At 31.8% G+C, this 21,848-nt stretch carries 18 protein-coding genes and 1 rRNA gene; 1 reads left to right on the plus strand and 18 read right to left on the minus strand.

The annotated features are described in order from the left end of the window. Positions 1–84: 84 nt before the first annotated feature. The 15 genes from HPRAE_RS08980 to ispE form a co-directional block, all read right to left on the minus strand. Positions 85–1,635: ribosomal RNA gene (locus HPRAE_RS08980) — 16S ribosomal RNA — on the minus strand. Positions 1,636–2,271: 636 nt separating this feature from the next. Beyond that, positions 2,272–3,408, minus strand: a complete 1,137-nt coding sequence (locus HPRAE_RS08985) for a D-alanyl-D-alanine carboxypeptidase family protein (protein ID WP_014553886.1) — start codon at positions 3,406–3,408, stop codon at positions 2,272–2,274. A 21-nt stretch (positions 3,409–3,429) separates the two neighbouring features. Beyond that, positions 3,430–4,275: a nucleoside triphosphate pyrophosphohydrolase gene (gene mazG, locus HPRAE_RS08990; RefSeq protein WP_014553887.1), complete on the minus strand. Its 846-nt coding sequence runs from the start codon at positions 4,273–4,275 to the stop codon at positions 3,430–3,432. 62 nt (positions 4,276–4,337) lie between these two features. Next, positions 4,338–5,969, minus strand: a complete 1,632-nt coding sequence (locus HPRAE_RS08995) for a putative polysaccharide biosynthesis protein (protein ID WP_014553888.1) — start codon at positions 5,967–5,969, stop codon at positions 4,338–4,340. A 50-nt stretch (positions 5,970–6,019) separates the two neighbouring features. Further along, positions 6,020–9,502 (minus strand): transcription-repair coupling factor, encoded by a 3,483-nt coding sequence (gene mfd, locus HPRAE_RS09000; RefSeq protein ID WP_014553889.1) that lies wholly within the window; start codon positions 9,500–9,502, stop codon positions 6,020–6,022. A gap of 118 nt (positions 9,503–9,620) precedes the next feature. After that, a complete protein-coding gene (gene pth / locus HPRAE_RS09005; RefSeq protein ID WP_014553890.1) occupies positions 9,621–10,178 on the minus strand; it encodes an aminoacyl-tRNA hydrolase in 558 nt (185 codons plus the stop codon). Positions 10,179–10,247: 69 nt separating this feature from the next. Next, positions 10,248–10,916 carry a 50S ribosomal protein L25/general stress protein Ctc gene (locus tag HPRAE_RS09010; RefSeq protein ID WP_014553891.1) on the minus strand — a complete coding sequence of 223 codons (669 nt, stop codon included), beginning with the start codon at positions 10,914–10,916 and terminating at the stop codon, positions 10,248–10,250. Positions 10,917–11,051: 135 nt separating this feature from the next. After that, positions 11,052–11,993: a ribose-phosphate diphosphokinase gene (locus HPRAE_RS09015; RefSeq protein WP_014553892.1), complete on the minus strand. Its 942-nt coding sequence runs from the start codon at positions 11,991–11,993 to the stop codon at positions 11,052–11,054. A 33-nt stretch (positions 11,994–12,026) separates the two neighbouring features. Further along, positions 12,027–13,403, minus strand: a complete 1,377-nt coding sequence (glmU, locus tag HPRAE_RS09020) for a bifunctional UDP-N-acetylglucosamine diphosphorylase/glucosamine-1-phosphate N-acetyltransferase GlmU (protein ID WP_014553893.1) — start codon at positions 13,401–13,403, stop codon at positions 12,027–12,029. 243 nt (positions 13,404–13,646) lie between these two features. Then, a complete protein-coding gene (locus tag HPRAE_RS09025; RefSeq protein ID WP_014553894.1) occupies positions 13,647–13,913 on the minus strand; it encodes a SpoVG family protein in 267 nt (88 codons plus the stop codon). Between the two features lie 65 nt (positions 13,914–13,978). Then, positions 13,979–14,983: an AIR synthase family protein gene (locus HPRAE_RS09030; protein ID WP_245528265.1), complete on the minus strand. Its 1,005-nt coding sequence runs from the start codon at positions 14,981–14,983 to the stop codon at positions 13,979–13,981. Next, the gene (locus HPRAE_RS09035) at positions 14,980–15,516 is read right to left on the minus strand and encodes an ECF transporter S component (protein WP_014553896.1); all 537 of its coding nucleotides are present in this window, start codon (positions 15,514–15,516) and stop codon (positions 14,980–14,982) included. Before HPRAE_RS09035 ends, HPRAE_RS09030 begins: the two co-directional genes overlap by 4 nt. Before the next feature lie 125 nt (positions 15,517–15,641). Further along, positions 15,642–16,973, minus strand: coding sequence for a type I glutamate--ammonia ligase (gene glnA / locus HPRAE_RS09040; protein WP_014553897.1), 1,332 nt, complete (start codon positions 16,971–16,973; stop codon positions 15,642–15,644). Further along, positions 16,974–17,363 carry a MerR family transcriptional regulator gene (locus tag HPRAE_RS09045; protein ID WP_014553898.1) on the minus strand — a complete coding sequence of 130 codons (390 nt, stop codon included), beginning with the start codon at positions 17,361–17,363 and terminating at the stop codon, positions 16,974–16,976. A gap of 96 nt (positions 17,364–17,459) precedes the next feature. Beyond that, the gene (gene ispE / locus HPRAE_RS09050) at positions 17,460–18,323 is read right to left on the minus strand and encodes a 4-(cytidine 5'-diphospho)-2-C-methyl-D-erythritol kinase (RefSeq protein WP_014553899.1); all 864 of its coding nucleotides are present in this window, start codon (positions 18,321–18,323) and stop codon (positions 17,460–17,462) included. 119 nt (positions 18,324–18,442) lie between these two features. On the opposite strand from ispE, the gene HPRAE_RS09055 reads away from it, so the two are divergent. After that, positions 18,443–18,961, plus strand: a complete 519-nt coding sequence (locus HPRAE_RS09055; protein WP_014553900.1) for a biotin transporter BioY — start codon at positions 18,443–18,445, stop codon at positions 18,959–18,961. A gap of 90 nt (positions 18,962–19,051) precedes the next feature. Here the strand turns inward: HPRAE_RS09055 and HPRAE_RS09060 are convergent, their stop codons facing one another. From HPRAE_RS09060 to HPRAE_RS09070, 3 genes are all read right to left on the minus strand, one after another. Next, complete coding sequence (locus tag HPRAE_RS09060; protein WP_014553901.1) at positions 19,052–19,369, minus strand: LiaI-LiaF-like domain-containing protein; 318 nt, start codon at positions 19,367–19,369, stop codon at positions 19,052–19,054. Continuing rightward, the gene (locus tag HPRAE_RS09065) at positions 19,356–19,883 is read right to left on the minus strand and encodes a PspC domain-containing protein (protein WP_014553902.1); all 528 of its coding nucleotides are present in this window, start codon (positions 19,881–19,883) and stop codon (positions 19,356–19,358) included. Before HPRAE_RS09065 ends, HPRAE_RS09060 begins: the two co-directional genes overlap by 14 nt. 133 nt (positions 19,884–20,016) lie before the next feature. After that, positions 20,017–21,747, minus strand: a complete 1,731-nt coding sequence (locus tag HPRAE_RS09070) for an ABC transporter ATP-binding protein (RefSeq protein WP_014553903.1) — start codon at positions 21,745–21,747, stop codon at positions 20,017–20,019. Between the last annotated feature and the right edge of the window lie 101 nt (positions 21,748–21,848).

The raw sequence follows: 21,848 nt of genomic DNA on the forward strand, positions 1-21,848 counted from the left end.
GTATAACTTCTTTTTTACAAAAAAGTTAAACTAAAGTTAATTAAACCTTCAAAATTAAACAGCAAGCTCACGTTCTCTCCTTAGAAAGGAGGTGATCCAGCCGCACCTTCCGGTACGGCTACCTTGTTACGACTTCACCCCTCTTGCCGGGCACACCTTTGGCATCCGCAGATGACTTCTGGTGCACCCAACTCGATTGGTGTGACGGGCGGTGTGTACAAGGCCCGGGAACGTATTCACCGCAGTATGCTGACCTGCGATTACTAGCGATTCCAACTTCATACAGGCGAGTTGCAGCCTGCAATCCGAACTGGGATTGATTTTCAAGGATTTGCTCCACTTCGCAGCTTAGCTCCCCTCTGTATCAACCATTGTAGCACGTGTGTAGCCCGAGATATAAAGGGCATGAGGACTTGACGTCATCCCCACCTTCCTCCGACTTTCACCGGCAGTCTTCTTAGAGTCCCCGACATTACTCGCTGGCAACTAAGAATAGGGGTTGCGCTCGTTGCGGGACTTAACCCAACATCTCACGACACGAGCTGACGACAGCCATGCACCACCTGTCTCCGTGTAGCACAAAGTGCTAAATTCTACTCTCATAGATGGTCACGGGATGTCAATTCTCGGTAAGGTTCTTCGCGTTGCTTCGAATTAAACCACATGCTCCACCGCTTGTGCGGGCCCCCGTCAATTCCTTTGAGTTTCAATCTTGCGATCGTAATCCCCAGGCGGGATACTTAATGCGTTAACTCCGGCACTGAAGGATTCGAACCTCCAACACCTAGTATCCATCGTTTACGGCTGGGACTACCGGGGTATCTAATCCCGTTCGCTCCCCCAGCTTTCGTACCTCAGCGTCAGTGTTAACCCAGAGAGTCGCCTTCGCCACTGGTGTTCTTCCTAATATCTACGTATTTCACCACTACACTAGGAATTCCACTCTCCTCTGTTACACTCAAGATAACCAGTTTCAAACGCAGTCTGTCGGTTAAGCCGACACCTTTCACGCTTGACTTGATTATCCGCCTGCGTACCCTTTACGCCCAATAATTCCGGACAACGCTTGCACTCTACGTATTACCGCGGCTGCTGGCACGTAGTTAGCCAGTGCTTCCTCCAAAGGTACCGTCAGGTGGGTAGCATTTACTATACCCACGGTTCTTCCCTAAGGACAGAGCTTTACAATCCTAAGACCTTCTTCACTCACGCGGCGTTGCTCCATCAGGCTTTCGCCCATTGTGGAAGATTCCCCACTGCTGCCTCCCGTAGGAGTCTGGACCGTGTCTCAGTTCCAGTGTGACTGATCGTCCTCTCAGACCAGCTATAGATTGTTGCCCTGGTGAGCCATTACCTCACCAGCTAGCTAATCTACCGCGAACTCCTCCTCAAACGATGGCAGAGCCACCTTTTCTGATTGTGTGATGCCACACTCTCAGCTTACCTCGGATTAGCCCGACTTTCGCCAGGTTATCCCAGACTTGAGGACAGATTATTCACGTGTTACTCACCCGTCCGCCACTATCTAGATCTCGTCTTCAACCCGAAGGTATCAGTCGAGGTAGACCGTTCGACTTGCATGTGTTAAGCACGCCGCCAGCGTTCGTCCTGAGCCAGGATCAAACTCTCCATAAAAAGAATTTGAATTTGGCTCATATTATTTAATATAAGCTTTAAACTATAATAATTACTTTTAAGTTTTAACACTCAAAGTATATTAACGTTGGCTTGCTGTTTAATTTTCAAGGTTCACAAAATCTTCTTTTTATGACGCATTGTCGATTTTGCGTTAGCACATCGAGTGCGTCACCTGCATCTTCTTTTGTAGAACAAAAGGATGATGCCTTGCTAGGGGATTGACCCCTTCGCATAAAACTCTTTTATTAAAACAAATTTTAAATTTACACTTACTTATTAAAAGCAGTATGTAGAAGTAATTTGTTTTTATAATTCGCTGCGTTTTTTATCAGCGACAATTAATATTGTATCAACTCACACTCAATTTGTCAAGAACTTTTTAGAAAAACTTTAAAAAAGATTTTCTTGCCAAAGCTCATTGATGTCTCAACAACATAAATCATTTTAACATTAAATATCTTATTTGTCAACAACTATCAACTATTTTTTTTATTTTTTTGAAATTAATAATTAGAAACTTATAAGAAGCAACTTATTTAACTTAGAAAAGACAAAAATCTCTACCTATATATAAGTAGAGATTTTTACAATAACTAAGTTCAATTATTATTTTTATAATTAATTATAAACTTTTTAAATAAGATTAATAAGTTTTCTCCAAAGGCGAACAATAATATTTGCTTGCTTTATTTCTTCAGCAGCCAATACATTGACTTTAGCGATTTCAGTTTCTCCTCTATATACTTTCAAGTGCCCAATAGTTTCACCCTTAGCAATCGGAGCAGTTAAGGAATCATTTACTTCTACTTTTTGAGAAATTTCATTTTCTTTGCCTTTTTGAACCATAATAGATAAATCTTCAGCTATTTCGCCTACTGCAACTTTATTAGCTGAATTCGCAACTTCTATATTTTGAATTTGCTCACCTGAATTTGCTATCTTCCTTTTAGAAAAACTATTAAAACCGTAATCAAGCAGTCTAGTTGTTGCTTCTTCTCTTGCAGTTAATGTTTCTCCCTGCATTACTACAGAGATCAAACGCACATCCCCTTTTTTAGCAGTTGCAGTTAAACAATAACCTGCTTCTTGAGTATGCCCTGTTTTTAAACCATCCATACTTGGATATTTATTAATTAAACTATTCGTATTTACTAACATAGCTTTTCTATTTGGCAAATCAATAGTTTCAGTCCAAATTGAAGCCCAATGTAAAACTTGTGAATGTTTAACTAACTCACGAGCCATAATTGAAATGTCATGAGCAGTAGAATAATGATTAGTTGTTGGTAAACCAGTCGAATTAGAAAAATTTGTTGAATCCATTCCTAATTCTTCAGCTCTCTCATTCATCATAGCTATAAAATTACTATATGTTCCAGCAATATATTCTCCAATAGCAACACTAGCATCATTACCAGAAGCAATTGTAACTGCCTTAATTAATTTTTCCAATTCTACTTGTGTATTTGCAGCTAAAAATATTTGAGATCCTCCCATTGACTCTGCATATCTACTAATTGTTACTTGATCTGTTAAAGAAATACTTCCCTCTTCTAATTTTTCCATAGTAATTAAAAGTGGCATAATTTTTGTCATACTTGCGGGAGGTAATTTCCGATCAGCATTTTTTTCAAATAATACTTGACCTGTTTCAGCTTCTATCAAAAAGGCTGATTCTGGTTTAATATCAAAAGCAAAAGTTGTTGGCAAAATTGTAAGCACCATAAAAATAGTTATTAACAAAATATATAAAACATTATTCTTTTTCATTTTTTAACCTCCTATAAAATTTTACTCTTTGGCTTTAGCCTGTTCCCAAAATTGATCCAATTCTACTAAATCATAATCCTCAAAAGTAGATTTTTTATTTATAATCTTTTTTTCAATAAATTGGAATCTGTTTTTAAATTTCAAAATTGTTTTCAACAAGGCTAATTCAGGATTTATTTTCTTGAATCTTGCTAAATTAACTACTGCAAAAAGCAAATCACCAATTTCTGTTTCTAACTTTTCTTTTGCACCTGAATCTAAAGTATCTTTATTAAATAAACTATTATCTGTATTAGCTCCCAAAATTTCTTTGCATTCTGCTAACTCTTCTTCAATCTTATCTAGAACTGGACTTAATTGCTTCCAATCAAATCCAACATCAGCTGCAATTTTTTGGATATCATAAGCTTGATTTAAAGCACTTTGACCTTGATTAAACTTATCTAGTATTGATTCAAATTGATTAGTTTTTGCTCTTTCTTCTGCTTTAATTTTTTCCCAGTTTCTTAAAACAGCTTCTGAGCCAACTATATTTGCTTCAGCAAAAACATGTGGATGACGTCGAATAAGCTTTTCTCTTAAAACAGATGCCACATCTCCAAGATCAAAATCTCCCTTTTCATATGCTATTTGAGATTCAAATACAACTTGCAGCAAAAGATCTCCAAGTTCCTCTTTAAATGCTTCTATATCATTTTTTTCTAAAGCTTCTACTACTTCATATGCCTCTTCAATAATATTTTCTTTTAAAGAATAATAATCTTGTTTTTTATCCCAAGGACATCCATTAGGTCCTCTTAAAACAGACATAACTTGGATCAATTTATCTAGTTCTGCTAAAGTAGCCTCCTTATTTTCTTTATCCAAAATAGTTCCTCCTTTAAATTTAGCAATCAATAAAAAGATATCATCTAATCATTAAAATACTATTAAATTTCTAAAAATCCTAGTTTGTTTAATAATTTAGCAAGTTTCTTACCTAAAACAGGTATCATAACTAAGTCATTATATTTAATTTCTTTGAAAATTAAAAGTAAAATAAAATAAAATATAGCAGCTGCCAAAACAGTACTAAAGGTTGCTAGCTGATAAAAATAATTAAACTTAAGCATCTCTAGACTATTTAAAGCGATATTATAAAATATTTTAACAAAAAAGCCCATTAAAATAACAGAAACTAAAGGTTTTAAAATCAAACTTTTAGTATCAATTTTAAATTTACACTCTTTTCTTACATGATATAAATTTAAAAAAGCAGCAATTGCAAAACCAATAGTTGTTCCTAAAGCAGCTCCTCTAATTCCAAAAGCAGGTATAGCGGTTAAGCTATAATTTATTACAGCATTAAAAATTGCTCCAATCATTAGATTTTTGGCAGGAATTGATGTTTTACCAATCCCATTCAAAATACCAGTACTTGTTTGTTGTAAAGCAATAAAAAAGACTCCCCAAGCAACAAATTGCAATGGAACTGCTGCTTTTGGCTCAGCAAAAATAATATCAGTTAATGGTTTTGCTAATAAAAATAATCCAGTAGAAGCTGGCAAAGAAATTAAAACAGTTAACCTTAGAGCAGTCTGAGTTCTATAATTAATTAACTTTTGTTTACCAAGAGTAAAAGCCTCTGCAATTGCAGGAACTAAACTGGCTGCTAATGAAACCGTAATAATCGTAGGGAAATTAACCAAAGGCATTGCTACAGCAGAAAACATTCCATAAAGGGCTGTCGCTTCTCTAACTGCATAACCAGCAGCCTGCAGTCTATTTGGTACAAAAACCAAATCAACAAGACTCATTATTGGCATCACAAGTGCCCCCAAAGTTATTGGTACAGCAAGTGAAACTATTTTTTGCACAACATCTTTAGTATTTAAGTCAATTGAGTCATACCCTGTTTCTAAAAAAGAAAATATTGTTTCTTTTCGTTTAGAATAAATATATAATAAAATTAATAATCCTGCTAAAGCTCCCGTTACTGCCCCAAAACTAGCCCCAGCTGCAGCATAATCTAAACCTTGAGGAACTAAAACAATAACTAATCCTACCATTGTAAACATCCGAATAAATTGTTCTAATATTTGTGATTTGGCAGTTGGAACCATATCCTGTAAGCCTTGAAAAAAACCTCGATAAGCTGCCATAATTGAAACAACAAAAATAGCAGGTGAAATTGCAAGTACAGCATAATAAGAACGGGGGTCAAGGGCAAGTAAAGAAATAAGGGGTTTAGCAATTACGGCCATAATTATTGAAATTATTAAACCAACTATAAAACTCATTTTTCTAGCTACTTTAAATATTTTATAAGCTTCTTTTTTCTTTTCAGCAGCTATTTTATCTGCAATCAATTTAGCTAATGCAACTGGAATCCCAGAACGAGAAATAACTAATAATACTGTATAAATAGGATAAGCCATTTGATAAAGGCCCATTCCTTCAGCTCCAATAATCCTCGTTAAAATAACCCGGTAACCAAATCCCATCACCCGGGCTGTTAAGCCTGCTGCTGTTAAAATTGCTGCTCCTTTAATAAAACTTCCTTTTTTGGTGCTTTCCGACATATTTCCCACCCTTTTAATTAAAACTTAGTAAATTATAAATAATTTGAAGTTTAAATATTTTTTAGAGTTTTTAACATTTTAAATAATTTTTTATCTATCTGTTCTTGCGACTCAATTTTGATTAACAACTGGGGTTTCTTAGCAGATTTAATTTTCACTTTTCGCTTATACTTTTGACTAAATTTAACTAATTTACTGCCATTAACAACTTCTGAACTAATAAATTGACATTTAATTTTACCCTTTTCTTCTTTGATTAGCTCAATATTTAATTCAGCAGCCAAAAATTTAAGTCGAGATATATTAATCAACCGCATAACTTCTAAAGGTGGTTCACCAAATCTATCAATTAATTCATCAATTGTATCTAGAGCATCTGCTTCATTTCTTATCGCTTTAATTTTTTTATAAATCTCAATTTTTCTAGCTTCATATTTAATATATTCATCAGGTATATAAGCATCAAGTTTAAGATCAACTTCTACCTCAATATTTTTCTCTTGCTGCTCACCTTTTAATTCTTCTATTGTTCCCTCTAATAATTTAGTGTATAAAGAAAATCCAACTGCTGCAATATGTCCACTTTGTTCTGGCCCTAATAAATTACCAGCACCTCTAATTTCTAAATCTCGCATTGCAATTTTAAAACCTGAGCCTAAAGATGAAAATTCTTTAATTGCCTCTAAACGTTTTTCAGCTACTTCAGCCAAAATTCGATCCTTTTCATAAAGTAAATAAGCATAAGCAATTCTATTTGTTCTCCCAACTCTACCTCGCAGCTGATATAATTGTGATAAACCCATGCGATCTGCATGATTAATAATAATAGTATTGACATTTGGAATATCAAGTCCAGTCTCAATAATTGTTGTACAGACTAGAATATCAAATTTTTGTTGATAAAAATCATACATTATTTTTTCTAAACGTTTTTCATTCATTTGTCCATGTGCAACTGCAATTTTTGCTTCAGGCATTAATTTCTGTAATTTACCAGCTGTTTTTTCTATATCCTTAACCCGATTGTGGACAAAATAAATCTGTCCATTTCTGGCTAATTCCCTTCTAATAGCACTTGTAATTAATTCACTATTATCTTCTTTAATAAAAGTTCTAATTGGATATCTATTTTCAGGTGGAGTTTCAATTAAACTCATATCTCTAACCCCAACTAAAGCCATATGTAAAGTTCTAGGAATTGGAGTTGCAGTTAAAGTTAAAACATCCACATTTCTTTTTAAATCTTTTAATTTTTCCTTATGAGTAACTCCAAATCTTTGTTCTTCATCAATAATTAATAAACCTAAATCAGCAAAAATAACATCTTTAGACAAAAGACGATGTGTTCCAATTAAAATATCAATTTCACCCTTAATCAACCTTTTTAATGTTTTTCGCTGTTCAGCGGCAGTATTAAAACGACTTAAGATCCCAACTCTCACTGGAAATTCTTCAATTCTTTCTGAAAAAGTATTATAATGCTGTTGAGCCAAAATAGTTGTGGGCACTAAAACTGCAGTTTGCTTACTTGCCAAAGCAGCTTTAAATGCAGCTCTAATTGCAACTTCAGTTTTTCCATAACCAACATCACCACATAATAATCTATCCATTGGCTTAATTGATTCCATATCAGATTTCAAAGCAGAAATCGCTTTTTTCTGATCAGGCGTTTCTTCAAAGGGAAAAGAATCTTCAAATTCTTTTTGCCAAACATCATCTTTTGGAAATTGATATCCAGTTAAAGTTTCTCTTTCAGCATATAATTCTAAAAGGCCGACTGCCATTTTTTCTACAGATTGCTGCACTTTTTCTTTAACTTTTTTCCAGTCACTACTACCTAATTTATATAATTTAGGATTACCAGCATCTGAACCAATATACTTTTGAACAAGATCAATTTTTTCAGTTGGAACATAAAGCTTATCTTCTCCAGCATATTTCAAAACTAAATAATCTTTATGCTTATTTTGTATTTCTAGAGTTTTAACTCCTAAATATTTACCAATACCATGGTTTTCATGAACAACATAATCACCAGATTTTAAATCATTGACATTAGAAATAGCAACTCCATCTTCAAAATCACCGATTTTTCTTTTTCTTTTCTGTTCATTACCAAAAACTTCTTTATCACTGAAAACAGCAAGTTTGATATCTTCAAAAATAAAACCTTCAGCTAAACTATTAGCTAAGATAATTATTCTACTTTCTTCAAAATCCTCACCTATAATTAAATTTTTTTCTTCCAGAAACATTTTTAAACGTCTTTTTTTACTAGCTGAATTTAAAGTAATAGCTATTTTATATTTCTTTTTTAAAAGTTGAATCACTTTTTCACTAAATAATTCTAACTGACCATGAAATGGCTCTAAAGCACTTGTCTTAAAATGAATATCACTTTTTTTAGATTCTTTTTCGTCAAAATCAGAATTAATAGTAATTATTTGATTTTTTTCAAGTTCAGTTTTCAATTCAGCTTCAGAAATAAAATTGTCTATATATTGGGGAAAAACTATCCCTTGTTCTAAAAGCCGGTTATATGTTTCTAAAATTTCTTGGTAATAAGAATGAGTTAATTGCTCTATTTTTTTAGGTCTAACTGCAAAAACTATACTTTCTGATAAATAATCAAAAAAATTATTAGTCTCTTGATAATAAAAAGGTAAAAATTGTTCAAAACCAGGAAAACGATGTTTTTCTTTTAGATCTTCTAACATTTTTTTTGCTTTTTCTCTTAAATAACTAGCTTCTTTTTGGCAATTATTTTCTGCAAGCTTTTTGACAGCAGCAGCATAAGCAGCTTCTAGTTTAGGATAAGCTCTTTTAATCACCTTTTGATCAATAACTAAATTGGCAAAAGGAGGAATAGTTAGCTTTTCTACTTCTTTTTTAGAACGTTGAGCAGTTAAGTCTATTTTTCTAATTGAATCAACTTCATCTCCAAACAGCTCAATTCTAAATGGTTGTTCATCTAAAAGAGTAAAAATATCAATAATTCCACCCCGAATACTATATTGACCTGGAGCTTCTACCATTTCTTCTCTTTGGTAACCTAAGGCAAACAGTCTTTCTCTTAATTTTTCAATCTTAACTTCATTATTTTTGCTCAGGTTGATACTTTGTTGATTATAAATGGCTTTTGGAGGTAATTTTTTGAAAACAGCAGCTGGAGTTGTCAAAATTATTTTCTTTTTTTGGTCAATAGAAAATACAAGCTCTGTTAATACCTGAGTTCTTTCACTCATTGTAGTTAAATCAGGCATTAATTGCTCATGTGGCAATATTTCTTCTTCTGGAAAAACCAAAAATTCATCCTTACCAATCAATCTAATTAAATCTTCTTGCATCTGCTGTAAATAATAATTATCAGGCAAAAAGAAAACAATATCTTTTGCTGCTTCTTTTAAAAAATTAACTGCAAAATACGCAAGTCTACTTCCACTTAAACCACTAATAGATTGACTAGAATTATTTATGTTTTTTGCAATCTTCTTAAATTTTTTGTTTTTTAATAATAAATCTTTAAACTTCATTTAAATACTACTCCTTTAAAAAGCCATCATAGACTAAACAAAAATATCAACCCAACATAAAAACTAGCCTTAAAAAAATGCCAAAATAGCCCCTACATAAAATGTACGGGCCTAACAATTATCCATTATATTTATTCATTGCCTTCATAATATCTTCTTTTAACATCAATTCAACTGCAGAGGCTGCTTTAGCAACTGTTTGCTCTGCTATTTTTTTAGATTCACTTTTAAAAGTAGTTAATACAAAATCAGGAACTGGTACATTTTCAGGTGGTCTTCCAATTCCAATTTTAAGTCTTTTAAATTCTTTAGTACCTAAATTATTAATAATGGATTTAATTCCATTATGACCGCCACTACTTCCATTTTGTTTAAATTTAATTTTACCTAAATCTAAATCTAAATCATCATGAATAACTAATAGATTTTCACTTTCAATATTGAAGTAGTCAAGCAATTTATAAATAGGCTGGCCACTTTTGTTCATATATTGCAAAGGTTGAAAAATAATTACTTTTTCTGAACCTAAAAAAAAGTCGCCAATCAATCCATCAAATTTATAACTACTATTTATCTTAAATCTTTTGGCTAATTCATTAATAACCATAAATCCTATATTATGTCTTGTCTGAGCATATTTTTGACCTGGATTACCGAGGCCAGCAATTACTTTCAAGCTTTAAACCTCCAATAACAAATTAAGCGCAGCTCTAAATTTGAGCTACGCCCAATATTATTTCTTTAATTATTCTGCTGGTTCTTCTTCTACTTCTTCCTCTTCTTCATCATCTTCACCAATTACTTCTGGTTCTAAGAATTCATCTTCAGCTTCTGTTTCTTCGTCTTCCTCTACTAGCTCAGTAGGTGTAACAACAGTTACAATAACTTCATCACTTTCTGTAACTAGATCTAAGCCCTCAGAAAGTTCAAGATCAGCAACAGCTAGAGATTCTCCTACTTCGAGTTCAGAAATATCAATGGTAATTTCTTCTGGGATCTCAGCTGGTAAAGCATCAATCTCAATTTCGCGTAATAAGTGCTGAAGCACTCCACCATTACGAACACCAAGTGCATCTCCTTCTAAACGCATTGGTACAGAAACAGTAATCTTCTCATCCATAGAAATAAATTGAAAATCTACATGAAGCAAGTTCTGCTTAATTACATCTTTTTGATAATCTTTAATAATAACAGTTGCTTCATCTTCTCCTCCATCTTCTCCGACAAAAGTCAGATCAAAGATAGCATTTGAATGGAGAAGCTTTTCAATGTCCAGTGGATCTACCTTGATAGATCTTGGATCATTTCCTCTTCCATAAACAACACCAGGAATTAGTCCGTCCCTTCTTATAGTACGGGCTGCTCCCTTTCCAGTTTCAGTTCTTAGTTCAGCTTCAATAGAATGTCTCTCCATGACTATCCTCTCCTTGCATAAATTAAATTTAAGCCAGATTACTTTATAATACTGGCAGATCTGCTATAAATAAGACATAACAAATTTTATTATAACATCAAAGCTCTGTTTGAGCAAGCATTTTAGAAAAATTATTTAAAATAATACACTTACAGATAAATCCTTAAAAATTCTATCAATTGCTTCTCCTACTAATGGAGCTATAGAAAGAACCTCCAAATTGTCGAGCTTATACTGTTTTTGAGCTATTGTATTAGTAACTACTATTTTAGTTATTGGTGCTTTTTTTAAGCGTTCAATTGCTGGGCCTGAAAAAAGAGCATGAGTTCCACAGGCATAAACATCTTTAGCACCTTTTTCTTTTAAAATTTTAGCGGCAGCAGTAATTGTGCCAGCAGTATCAATAATATCATCTAATAAAATAACATTTTTATTGTCAACTTCACCAATTACATTCATTACTTCAGCTATATTTGGTTTAGGTCTTCTTTTATCAATAATTGCCATTGGAATATTTAAACTTTCTGCAAAAGAACGAACTCTTTTAACTGAACCAACATCAGGTGCAACAGCAATTAAATCTGACCTTTTAAAATCTTTAAAGTAATCAATCATAATTGGAGAAGCATATAAATGATCAACAGGGATATCAAAAAAACCCTGGATTTGAGGAGCATGAAAATCAATTGCTAGTACCCTTCTCGCCCCTGCTTGAGTTAATAAATTAGCCACTAGTTTGGAAGTGATAGGGTCTCTAGGCCTTGCTTTTCTATCCTGTCTAGCATAACCATAATAAGGAATAACAGCTGTTATTCTTCTAGCAGATGCTCTTCTTAAAGCATCTATTATCACTAATAATTCCATTAAATTTTCATTGACAGGAGGTGAAGTAGGTTGTACTACAAAAACATCTGCTCCTCTTACAGTTTCATGAATTCTAACACTTATTTCACCATCTTCAAATCTTTTTATGTCAGCATCAACCAATTCAGTACCCAAATAATCACAAAGATCTTGGGCCAATTTAGGATGTGAACTACCAGCAAAGATTTTTAATTGTTCACTATAACTTGACATTTTTTAACCCCCTGCTCTATTTTATGAGTCAGCTTATGTATTATCTTTTTTAGATTTAAATATTTTAGCTGGAACTCCCATAACAGAATGATCTGATTCAATATCTTTAGTTACTACAGAACCAGCTGCTGTCTTAACTCTCTCTCCAATTTTTAAAGGAGCAATCAAAATAGAATCACTACCAATAAAAGAGTCTTTACCTATTTTAGTCTGAAACTTATTTTTTCCATCATAATTAGCAAAAATTGTTCCAGCTCCAATATTAGTTCTTTCTCCTATATCAGCATCACCAGCATAACATAAATGTGGAACTTTGGCACCTTTTCGAACTGTAGTCTTTTTTAATTCCACAAAATCTCCTATCTTACAATTAGATTCCACTTTAGAACCAGGCCTTAAATAAGCAAAGGGGCCTAGTTGAACATTATTTTCAACCTCACTATCTCTTATTATTGTATTTGCTAATACTTCTACATCGCTTCCAATTAAAGCATTTTTTAATCTACAGTGAGGATTGATAATGGTATTTTTAGCTATCTTAGTTTTCCCTTCTAGATAATTAAAAGGATAAATAGTCACATCTTGTGCAATTTCAACTTCAGCATCTATATAAGTTGTAGCTGGATCAATTATTGTAACTCCATTTTCTAAATGTTTTTCAATAATTCTTTGCCTTAATATTTTTTCAGCTGCAGCTTGCTGTTTTCTGGTGTTAATTCCGATTATTTCATTTTCATCTTCTACTACATAAGTAGCTATTTTTTTATTTTGTTGTACAGAATAATCTATAATATCTGTTAAATAATATTCAGATTGAGAATTATTATTATTCATTTTAGTTAAAAAATTAGACAAAAGTTTACTTTCTATACAGTAAACTCCACTGTTAATTTCTTTAATTTCTTTAACTTTTGACTCTGCATCTTTTTCTTCTACAATCGCAATTAATTTACCAGTTTTATCTTTAACTATCCGACCATAACCAGTTGGATCTTCTAAAATAGAAGTCATCACAGTTAAATCATTATCATTATTTTTATGTTCTGTTACAAATTGTTCTATACTCTCTTTGCTTAATAAAGGAGTATCTCCATAAAGAATTAAAACTGCTCCCTTATGATTTATTATATAATCTCTTGCTTGTTTAACTGCATGACCTGTTCCTAATTGTTCAGCCTGAATAACATAGTTTAAATCAGTTTCAGCAATAGTTTCTAATTCTGCTTTAACTTTTTTTCTTTGATGTCCGATTACATTTACAACTTTACTATTTAGACCGTCTAAACTGCTTAAAACATGTTTAATTATTGATTTTCCAGCAACTGGGTGCAGTACTTTGATTAAGTCAGAATTCATTCTACTACCTTTACCAGCAGCTAAAATAATACTCAAAAGATTCTCAGTTTCCATCTAAATAATCCTCCCCAAACAGGAATAAGATTTACATAAAAAATCATTTTCTAAATTAGACATTATTATTCCATTCTTATACTTTAACCGCTTGAAGTATAACAGAAAATTTAGTTTTTGTCAAGATTGAAAAAACAACACTGCCTTATTTGACAGTGTTGTTTTAAAACTTAATCTTAATTATTTATCAACTATTTACTTTATTTAAATTAAACTTTTTTAATAAAAACAAAACACTAAAATTTAAGCACTAGCTAATAACTCATCAAACTTTGCTAAAACTTGGTTCTCCATCAAATCTCTAAACTTAGCTGAAATTGGAAAACAAATATCTTGGTAATCCCCATTTCTTTTTCTTCTAGCAGGCATTGAAAGAAAAACTCCATTCTTACCTTCAACAACTCTTAAATCTCGAACTACAAAAGAATCATCAAAAGTAATTGTCGCATAAGCCTTGACCATACTTCCATTAATCTCAACTGGAAAAACTCTGACATCTGTAATTTTCATAAATGCACCACCTTTGGAATTATTTGTTAATTTAATTATAATTCCAATAATTGTAAATGTCAAGGCTATTCTGAATATTTTTCTATAAATTTCCACAACTCATCTTTATCTGGTTTGATAAAATCATTTTTCTTACCCTTTTCTTCTATGTAAGTACCACTTTCTATTAATCTACCTACTCTAATCAATTCAATCTTATTTTCTTTAAAAATTTCTTCCAAATTATTATCAGGAGCAGCAGACATTAACATTGAGCCAGAAGAAATTAAAGCTGCAGGATCTAATTTAAGTTTTTTAGATATTTCTGAAATAGCTTTTGTGGTTTTGAAATTATCTTTTTCAATTATATATCCTAAACCAGAAGCAGCTGCCATTTCTGAAATAGCTCCATAAACCCCACCTTCAGTTACATCGTGCATTGCTTTAACTCCATTTTTGCGTGCTAATCTACTTTCAGGTAACACACTCAACAATTTTAAATAAGAAGCCGCCTCAGCTATACTTTCTGCACTAACACCTTTTTTAATTAAATGCTCTTGATAATCATTTGCTAAAATATAACTTCCTTCAATCCCCATGCCTTTAGAAACATATAAAATATCTCCTGCTTCAGCTGCCGAACTAGAACTAAGTTCATCTGCTTCTGCTTTTCCAAGTGAAGTGATTGAAATTATCGGCTTTTGAACTAAATCAGTAATTTCTGTATGACCACCTAAAACTTCAACCTCAATTTTTTTAGCTGTTTTAACTATTTCTTGCATTAATAAACTTGCTTTTTTTTCAGTCAAACTAGAAGGTAATAATAAAACCACTTGAATACCAAAAGGTTCAGCTCCAGCTGCAGCAATATCATTACAAGCCACATTTACTGCTAATTCTCCCGCGTTTTTTTCAGCTCCTGTAATTGGATCAGATGATACAACCAACAAATAATCACCTAAATCAATAACTGTACTATCTTCACCTAAACCAGCAGGAACCAAAACCTCGGGTCTAAAATGATCAATTTGAGTTAAAATATTTTCTTTTAATTTATTCCCATCTAACTTACCAATTTTCAAAATTATCACTTCCTAAAATAATTATCTAAATGATGTGATAAAGGAATTGCTAGAACTCCTCCAATTAACATCTGAGCAAAATCAATACCAATTTCAGGTAGTACAACTGCCCAGCTTAATAAAAAAGCTTTAGCAAGTGCATAACCCAAAATCATAATATTACCACCAACAATTATAGCAAATATTTTTCTGTCCATTTTTTGTTCTGAATTTTGATTAGCAATTTTACCAACTAAAAAACCTTCTAAACCTTTAATAACTAAAGTAAAAGGTGCCCAAATAGAATAACCCAAAATTAAATCTATCATTGCAGAACCTATTCCGCCAGCTATCCAACCAGCTTTTGCTCCAAAAGTTAAAGCAATTGTATAAATTGCAACTTCTCCTAAATTAAAATAAGAAGTGCTCGGCCCAGGAATATGTAAATAAGTAGCAACAGCTGTAAAAGCAATAAATAAAGCTAAAAAGGATAAAGACCTTGTATCAAGCTGTTTCAATTTTAGTTTTTTTAAATGTTCCTGAATATTTTCTCTGCCATCCATAACTAATCCCCCTTTAAATTAAATTGTATAAATAAAAATCAGCTGCGAGAAGTATTAGCAAAATAATTACAAGCTATTTAATCTACCTTAATTTTTTTCAAAATCACTTTTCGCAGCCAAAACATTTAATAAGTAGTTAAATATTGATCAATTTCCCACTGATGAACCTGTTTTTTATAAACTGAGCATTCAATCTTTTTAGCTTCAACTAAGTGATTAAAGGTATGTTCTCCTAAAGTTTCCCGCATAAATTGGCTTTCTTGGAAATACTTAATAGCCTCTTCCATAGAACTAGGCAAACTACTTATACCTCTATTTTTTCTTTCTTGATAACTCATTTCATAAATATTATCAGTTGTTTGTTCTCCTGGATCAATTTTGTTTTTAATACCTGAAAGACCAGCTTTCAGCATAACTGCTGCCGCCAAATAAGGATTTGCAGTTGGATCAGGATTTCTTAATTCTAATCTAGTTCCATTTTCTCTAGCTGAAGGAACTCGTACTAAAGCACTTCTGTTTTGAGTTGACCAAGAAATATAAACAGGTGCTTCATAACCTGGGACCAAACGCTTATAAGAGTTAATAGTTGGATTTAAAATAGCTGTAGTTTCCTTAGCATGCTTTAATAAACCACCTATATAATAATAAGCAATTTTACTTAAACCATTTTTATCACTTGGATCATAAAAAGCATTTTCTCCATTTTGATATAAAGACTGGTGAACATGCATCCCCGAACCACTTTCTCCATAAATAGGTTTGGGCATAAAAGTAGCATGTAAATTATGCTGCATTGCCACAACTTTAGTTACAAACTTAAAAGTTGCAATATTATCAGCTGTTCTTAAGACAGGAGTATATTTAAAATCGATTTCATGCTGACCAGGAGCAACTTCATGGTGAGCTGCTTCTACTTCAAAGCCCATCTTTTTCAGTGCTAAAACAGTGTCTCTTCTCGCTTCTCCACCTAAATCTACTGGTGATAAATCAAAATAGCCACCACTATCATGAGTATTTGTAGTTGGATTTCCATTTTCATCTTTTTCAAAAAGGAAAAACTCTGGTTCTGGACCGGCAAACATCTCATAACCCATTGCTTTAGCTTCTGCAATAGCTTTTTTTAAGATTCCTCTGGGACAACCAACAAAAGGACTTCCATCGGGTAAATAAATATCACACATCATTCTGGCTGTACAACTACCATTATTTGCCCAAGGGAAAATTGTAAAAGTATCATAATCTGGTTTTAAATACATATCAGACTCATGAATTCTGGTATAACCCTCAATTGATGAACCATCAAACATAATTTTTCCATCAAGTGCAGCTGGTAATTGTTCAATTGTGATTGCAACATTCTTAATAATACCTAAAATATCAACAAACTGAAGCCTTATAAATTCTACATTCTTTTCTTCAGCAATCCTTAAAATCTTCTCTCTACTAATTTTTTCCATCTATTCTTTCTCCTCCTCCTGGGAATAATGCTTACTACTTTGAGAAAGTCTTTTAATCAAGGCAGAACGATTAGAAACAGGATAAAGTGAATCTAAATCCAGATCTGAATAATCATTAATTTGTCCTTCATAGTCAGCTTCAATGTCAAAATCAGCAGCTGTAGTTGGTGACTGTAATTTAGAATGTATAATTTCTATACTATCACCTGCTGCCAGCAATTTTTTAATTTTAAGTAATCTCTGAATATCATTTTCAGAAAAAAGACGCTGATTACCTTTACTTCTAGCAGGGAAAATTAATTCTTGTTGATCATAATAACGGATTTGTCTGGAGCTTAAACCTGTTCTTTTTTTAGTTTCCTTCATCGTAATATTTTTTTCTTGATTCATAATATCACTACTCCCAAAATTATAATAAATATTGTAGAAATTATAACACTCTCAAAAACCTATGTCAACCTCATGTGAGCTTTTTCAGCGGTTTTTTTAATATTTAGGAATAGTTTTTACTGCAGTCACAAAGTCATTTTTTCGAGGCCAAGCTGCCGCAACTTTTTCAGCTTGTTTTCTATTTTCATAAATTGAAAATACTGTTGGTCCACTACCAGAAACTAATGTGAATTCTGCAGCTGTATTTTTAAAGATATCTTTTACTTCTTTTATTTCTGGACAAATTTGCTCAGCTGCTTGAGTTAAGTCATTTTTATAATCAAGTGACCAGTTAACTTTTTCTTCTTTTTTTAAATTAGCTAAGACTGAATCAAAATCAAATTTTTGCTGGCCCTTTATTTCATCATATAATTTATAAACTTTTGGAGTCGAAATTCTAAAGTTTGGAGTAACAACAACTAAATATTTTTCCCCTAAAAAAGGCAATTTTTCTAAAATTTCACCTTTGCCAGCTGCAAAAACAGTTCCACCCTCTAAACAATAAGGAACATCACTACCAATTTCAACTAAATTTTGTCTTAAAAAATCCAAATTAATTTCTAAATCAAATAATTGATATAGTCCTCTTAAAACAGCTGCAGCATCTGTACTACCACCAGCCATTCCAGCTGCTATAGGGATGTTTTTTTCTATATATATTTCCACTCCTTTATTTATTTGTGGATTATTAGCAAAGAAAATTTCAGCTGCTTGATAAGCCAAATTCTCAGAACCTGTTGGCAAATCAGCTTGGGAGTTTTTAATAATAATTCCCCCACTCTTTTTTTTCAATTTAATTCTATCTGCTAAGCTGATACTTTGCATAATCATTTCTAGCTCATGAAAACCATCTTCTCTTAAATTTTTAACATGTAGAGCTAAATTTATTTTAGCAGGTGCTTTTAAATATAATTCTTTCATAATTATCCCCCCAAATTTTATTTTTTCAAATATACTATTTAAATATACTTCAGCTTATGATAAACTAAATTAAGATAAATTGACTAATAGTCATATTTATAATATTTAAGCAAAAAGGAGTGTTAAAAATTAATACTAAAAAAATGATTCAAGCTGCTTTAATGGCAGCTTTAACTGCTGTTGGAGCTTATATTTTAATTCCAGTGGGACCTGTTCCAATTACTCTCCAAACTTTTTTTGTTCTACTTTCAGGAAGATTATTAGGTCAAAAATATGGAGTTTTAGCTCAAATTACATATCTTTTATTAGGAGCATTTGGTTTACCAATTTTCTCAGGTGGTCAGGCTGGATTAGGAGTGCTTTTAGGACCAACTGGAGGTTTTTTAATTAGTTTTATAGTAGCTAGTTGGATTGCAGGCCACTATAGTGGCCAACGTGAAAAAGATCTTTTTATATTAGCTACTGCTGTTTTAAGTAATTATCTTTTAGGTAGTCTGTATTTCAGCTTCATAACGGGAAGCAATTTAATTGAAGCCTTTAGTTTAACAGTAATCCCATTTATTCCTGGAGATTTGTTAAAAATAATTTTAGTTTTAACTATTGCTCCCTTAATCGAGAAAAAACTAGAATTTAATTAATACTTTTCAAAAAACTTAAACTTTAAATAAACCACCTAAATTTAGGTGGTTTATTTATTTTAAAGGTTTATTAGTTATCTACTTTTAAATTTATCTAAATCTAAAAGGGCCCTCCCTAAAATCTAAAAAAGGAAATCTAGGCTGATGATAAATCTGAAAGGGACTTTGATTAACTAAGATGTAAATTAAATATAAAGCCAAAAAAACAATTATAAGCGGTACTAGAAACCATAATCTAGTGTTTTGTAATAAAATATGAAAACCAAAAATTATAATTAAAACTGGCCAATATTTATTCAAAAAGTAAAATAGCTTAAATTGATACTGACCTAAACTATCTCCTAAAAATATAATTCCACTAAAAATTAAAATTATAGCAATTAAAATTTTATCTTTATTTGCTGTCATTTTGATCACCTTTAAGCAATAAAAAACCTAGAATAATAAAAATCAAAGGCCAATATCTTTCCCAATAAAAATCTGGAATCCAAATATCAACTAAAAAAATAGATCCCAATAAAATCATAATCATAGCAAATAATTGACGTCTATTATTTTTATTTTGAGAACCAGAGTTTTTAGCTTCTTGATAGGCAATATTTTGAGCCTGAGCTTCTGCTTCTGCTTCACTTTCTCTTTTATTAAAATCATTTTCTGCTTCAAAATCAGAATCAGCTTGATTAGGATTTACATTTTTTTTGAAAGAATCTTTATTCTGGGCACTATATTGATTTTTAACAGGTTCTTCTGAGATTATGATCCAAGCAATAATATAAGCTATAAGTCCAATTCCTTGAAATAAAAAAATCAATAATACAGCTAATCTAATTAAAGAAGAATCAATATCAAAATAATCACCTAAGCCACCACAGACTCCAGCAATCATTCTATCATTTTTAGAACGATATAATCTTTTTTGCAAAGTAACCATCCTTTCTTATTATATTAATAAACAAATAGTATCTATTTATTCTGATTATAGTATCGCAGATTTTATTAAAGTTGTCAAAAAAAGCCGGGCTCAGCCCGACTCCAATATTTCAACTTTTTTAAAATTATTCTACTGTGAGAGTATTAGAAAATTGTTCATCATAAAGTTTAGAATATTCCCCTCCACTCTTAATTAATTGCGAATGGGTACCTTTTTCAACTATCCCTTTTTCTGTCAGTACAATTATTTGATCAGCATTAACTACTGTGGATAAGCGGTGAGCAATAACTAAAGTTGTCCTGCCAGCAGCTAATTTTTCTAAGGACTGCTGAATAATTCTTTCGCTCCTATTATCAAGTGAAGATGTTGCTTCATCTAAAATTAAAATCGGAGGATTTTTTAAAAAAGAGCGTGCAATAGAAACTCTCTGTTTTTGTCCTCCAGAAAGTTTAACTCCTCTTTCTCCAATATCTGTTTCATAGCCTTCACTTAAATTTAAAATAAAATGATGAGCATTTGCTTTTTTAGCTGCTGCTATAATTTCTTCATCTGAGGGATTAGTAGTTCCATAAGCAATATTTTCTTTAACTGTACCATTAAAAAGAAAAACATCCTGCTGCACTATACCAATATTGCTTCTTAAAGATTTTAAGGTTACAGCTTGGATATCAATTTGATCAATAGAAAGACGACCACTATCAATTTCATAAAAGCGGGGTAATAATTTTGTCAAAGTTGATTTTCCAGCCCCTGAAGGTCCAACAAAAGCTACTGTGTTTCCAGGCTCAATTTCTATGTTAACATTTGTTAATACTTTTTCCTGATTATCATAACTAAAACTAACAGCTTCATATTTAATTAAACCTTGAACATCTTTTAATACCTGTGCTTCAGGATCATCTTTAATTTCTGGATCAACTTCTAATAATTCTTGAAAACGACTAAAACCAGACATTCCTCGCTGCAATTGTTCATTAAAATTAACTAACCTTCTAATTGGATTCATAAACATATTTACATAAAATAAAAAAGCAACCATCTGTCCAACTGAAAGTGAACCCTGATAAATAAAATATCCTCCTACTGAAAGAGTGCTCAATCGGATTAAATTAATAAATAAATTCATTCCCGAATGAAACTGAGCCATATTTTTCATAGCCCATTCACGAGAACGTCGGTAATTATGGTTACCTTCACAAAATTTTTGATTTTCAAAATCTTCATTAGTAAAAGATTTTACTACTCTAATTCCACTTAAACTGTCTTCTATAATTGTATTAACTTCTGCCATTTTTTCTCTAATTAACTTAAAAGCATGATACATTTTTTCACCTAAGTGTAAAGAAAAGAAAAACATAATAGGTATTAAGGCAAAAGTAACCAAAGCCAATTGCAAATGCATTTTAATTAAAATAATAAAAGAACCAATTAACAACATAATAGAAATTAATATATCTTCTGGCCCATGGTGAGCAAGTTCAGATATATTATTTAAATCATTAACGACTCTTGACATCAAATATCCAACTTTATTATTATCATAAAATTTAAAGGATAATTTTTGCAAATGGGTAAATAAATCAGAACGCATATCAGTTTCCATTCTAATTCCCACTACATGGCCCCAATAATGAACTATATATTGAAAAACAAAGCGTAAAGCATACAAAAGCAGGAGGATGATTCCAATTTTAATCATCATCTCTGCATTCTTCTGGGGAAAATAATCATCAATCAAACGCTGGACATAAACTGGATAAACTAAATCAATACCAGACATTAAAAGAGCACAACTAATATCTACCAGAAAAAGCTGCCAGTGATTTTTATAATAACTAAAAAATTTCTTCAGCAAATTAAAGCCTCCTTTTTTATTTACTAATTAGAAATTTTATCACAGCTGTAAAATCATTGCAATCGGTTTTTTAACAAATGTTAGCCTAAACTTAACAGTAA

Origin of the sequence: Halanaerobium praevalens DSM 2228 (assembly GCF_000165465.1) — a bacterium.
Lineage (GTDB): Bacteria > Bacillota > Halanaerobiia > Halanaerobiales > Halanaerobiaceae > Halanaerobium > Halanaerobium praevalens.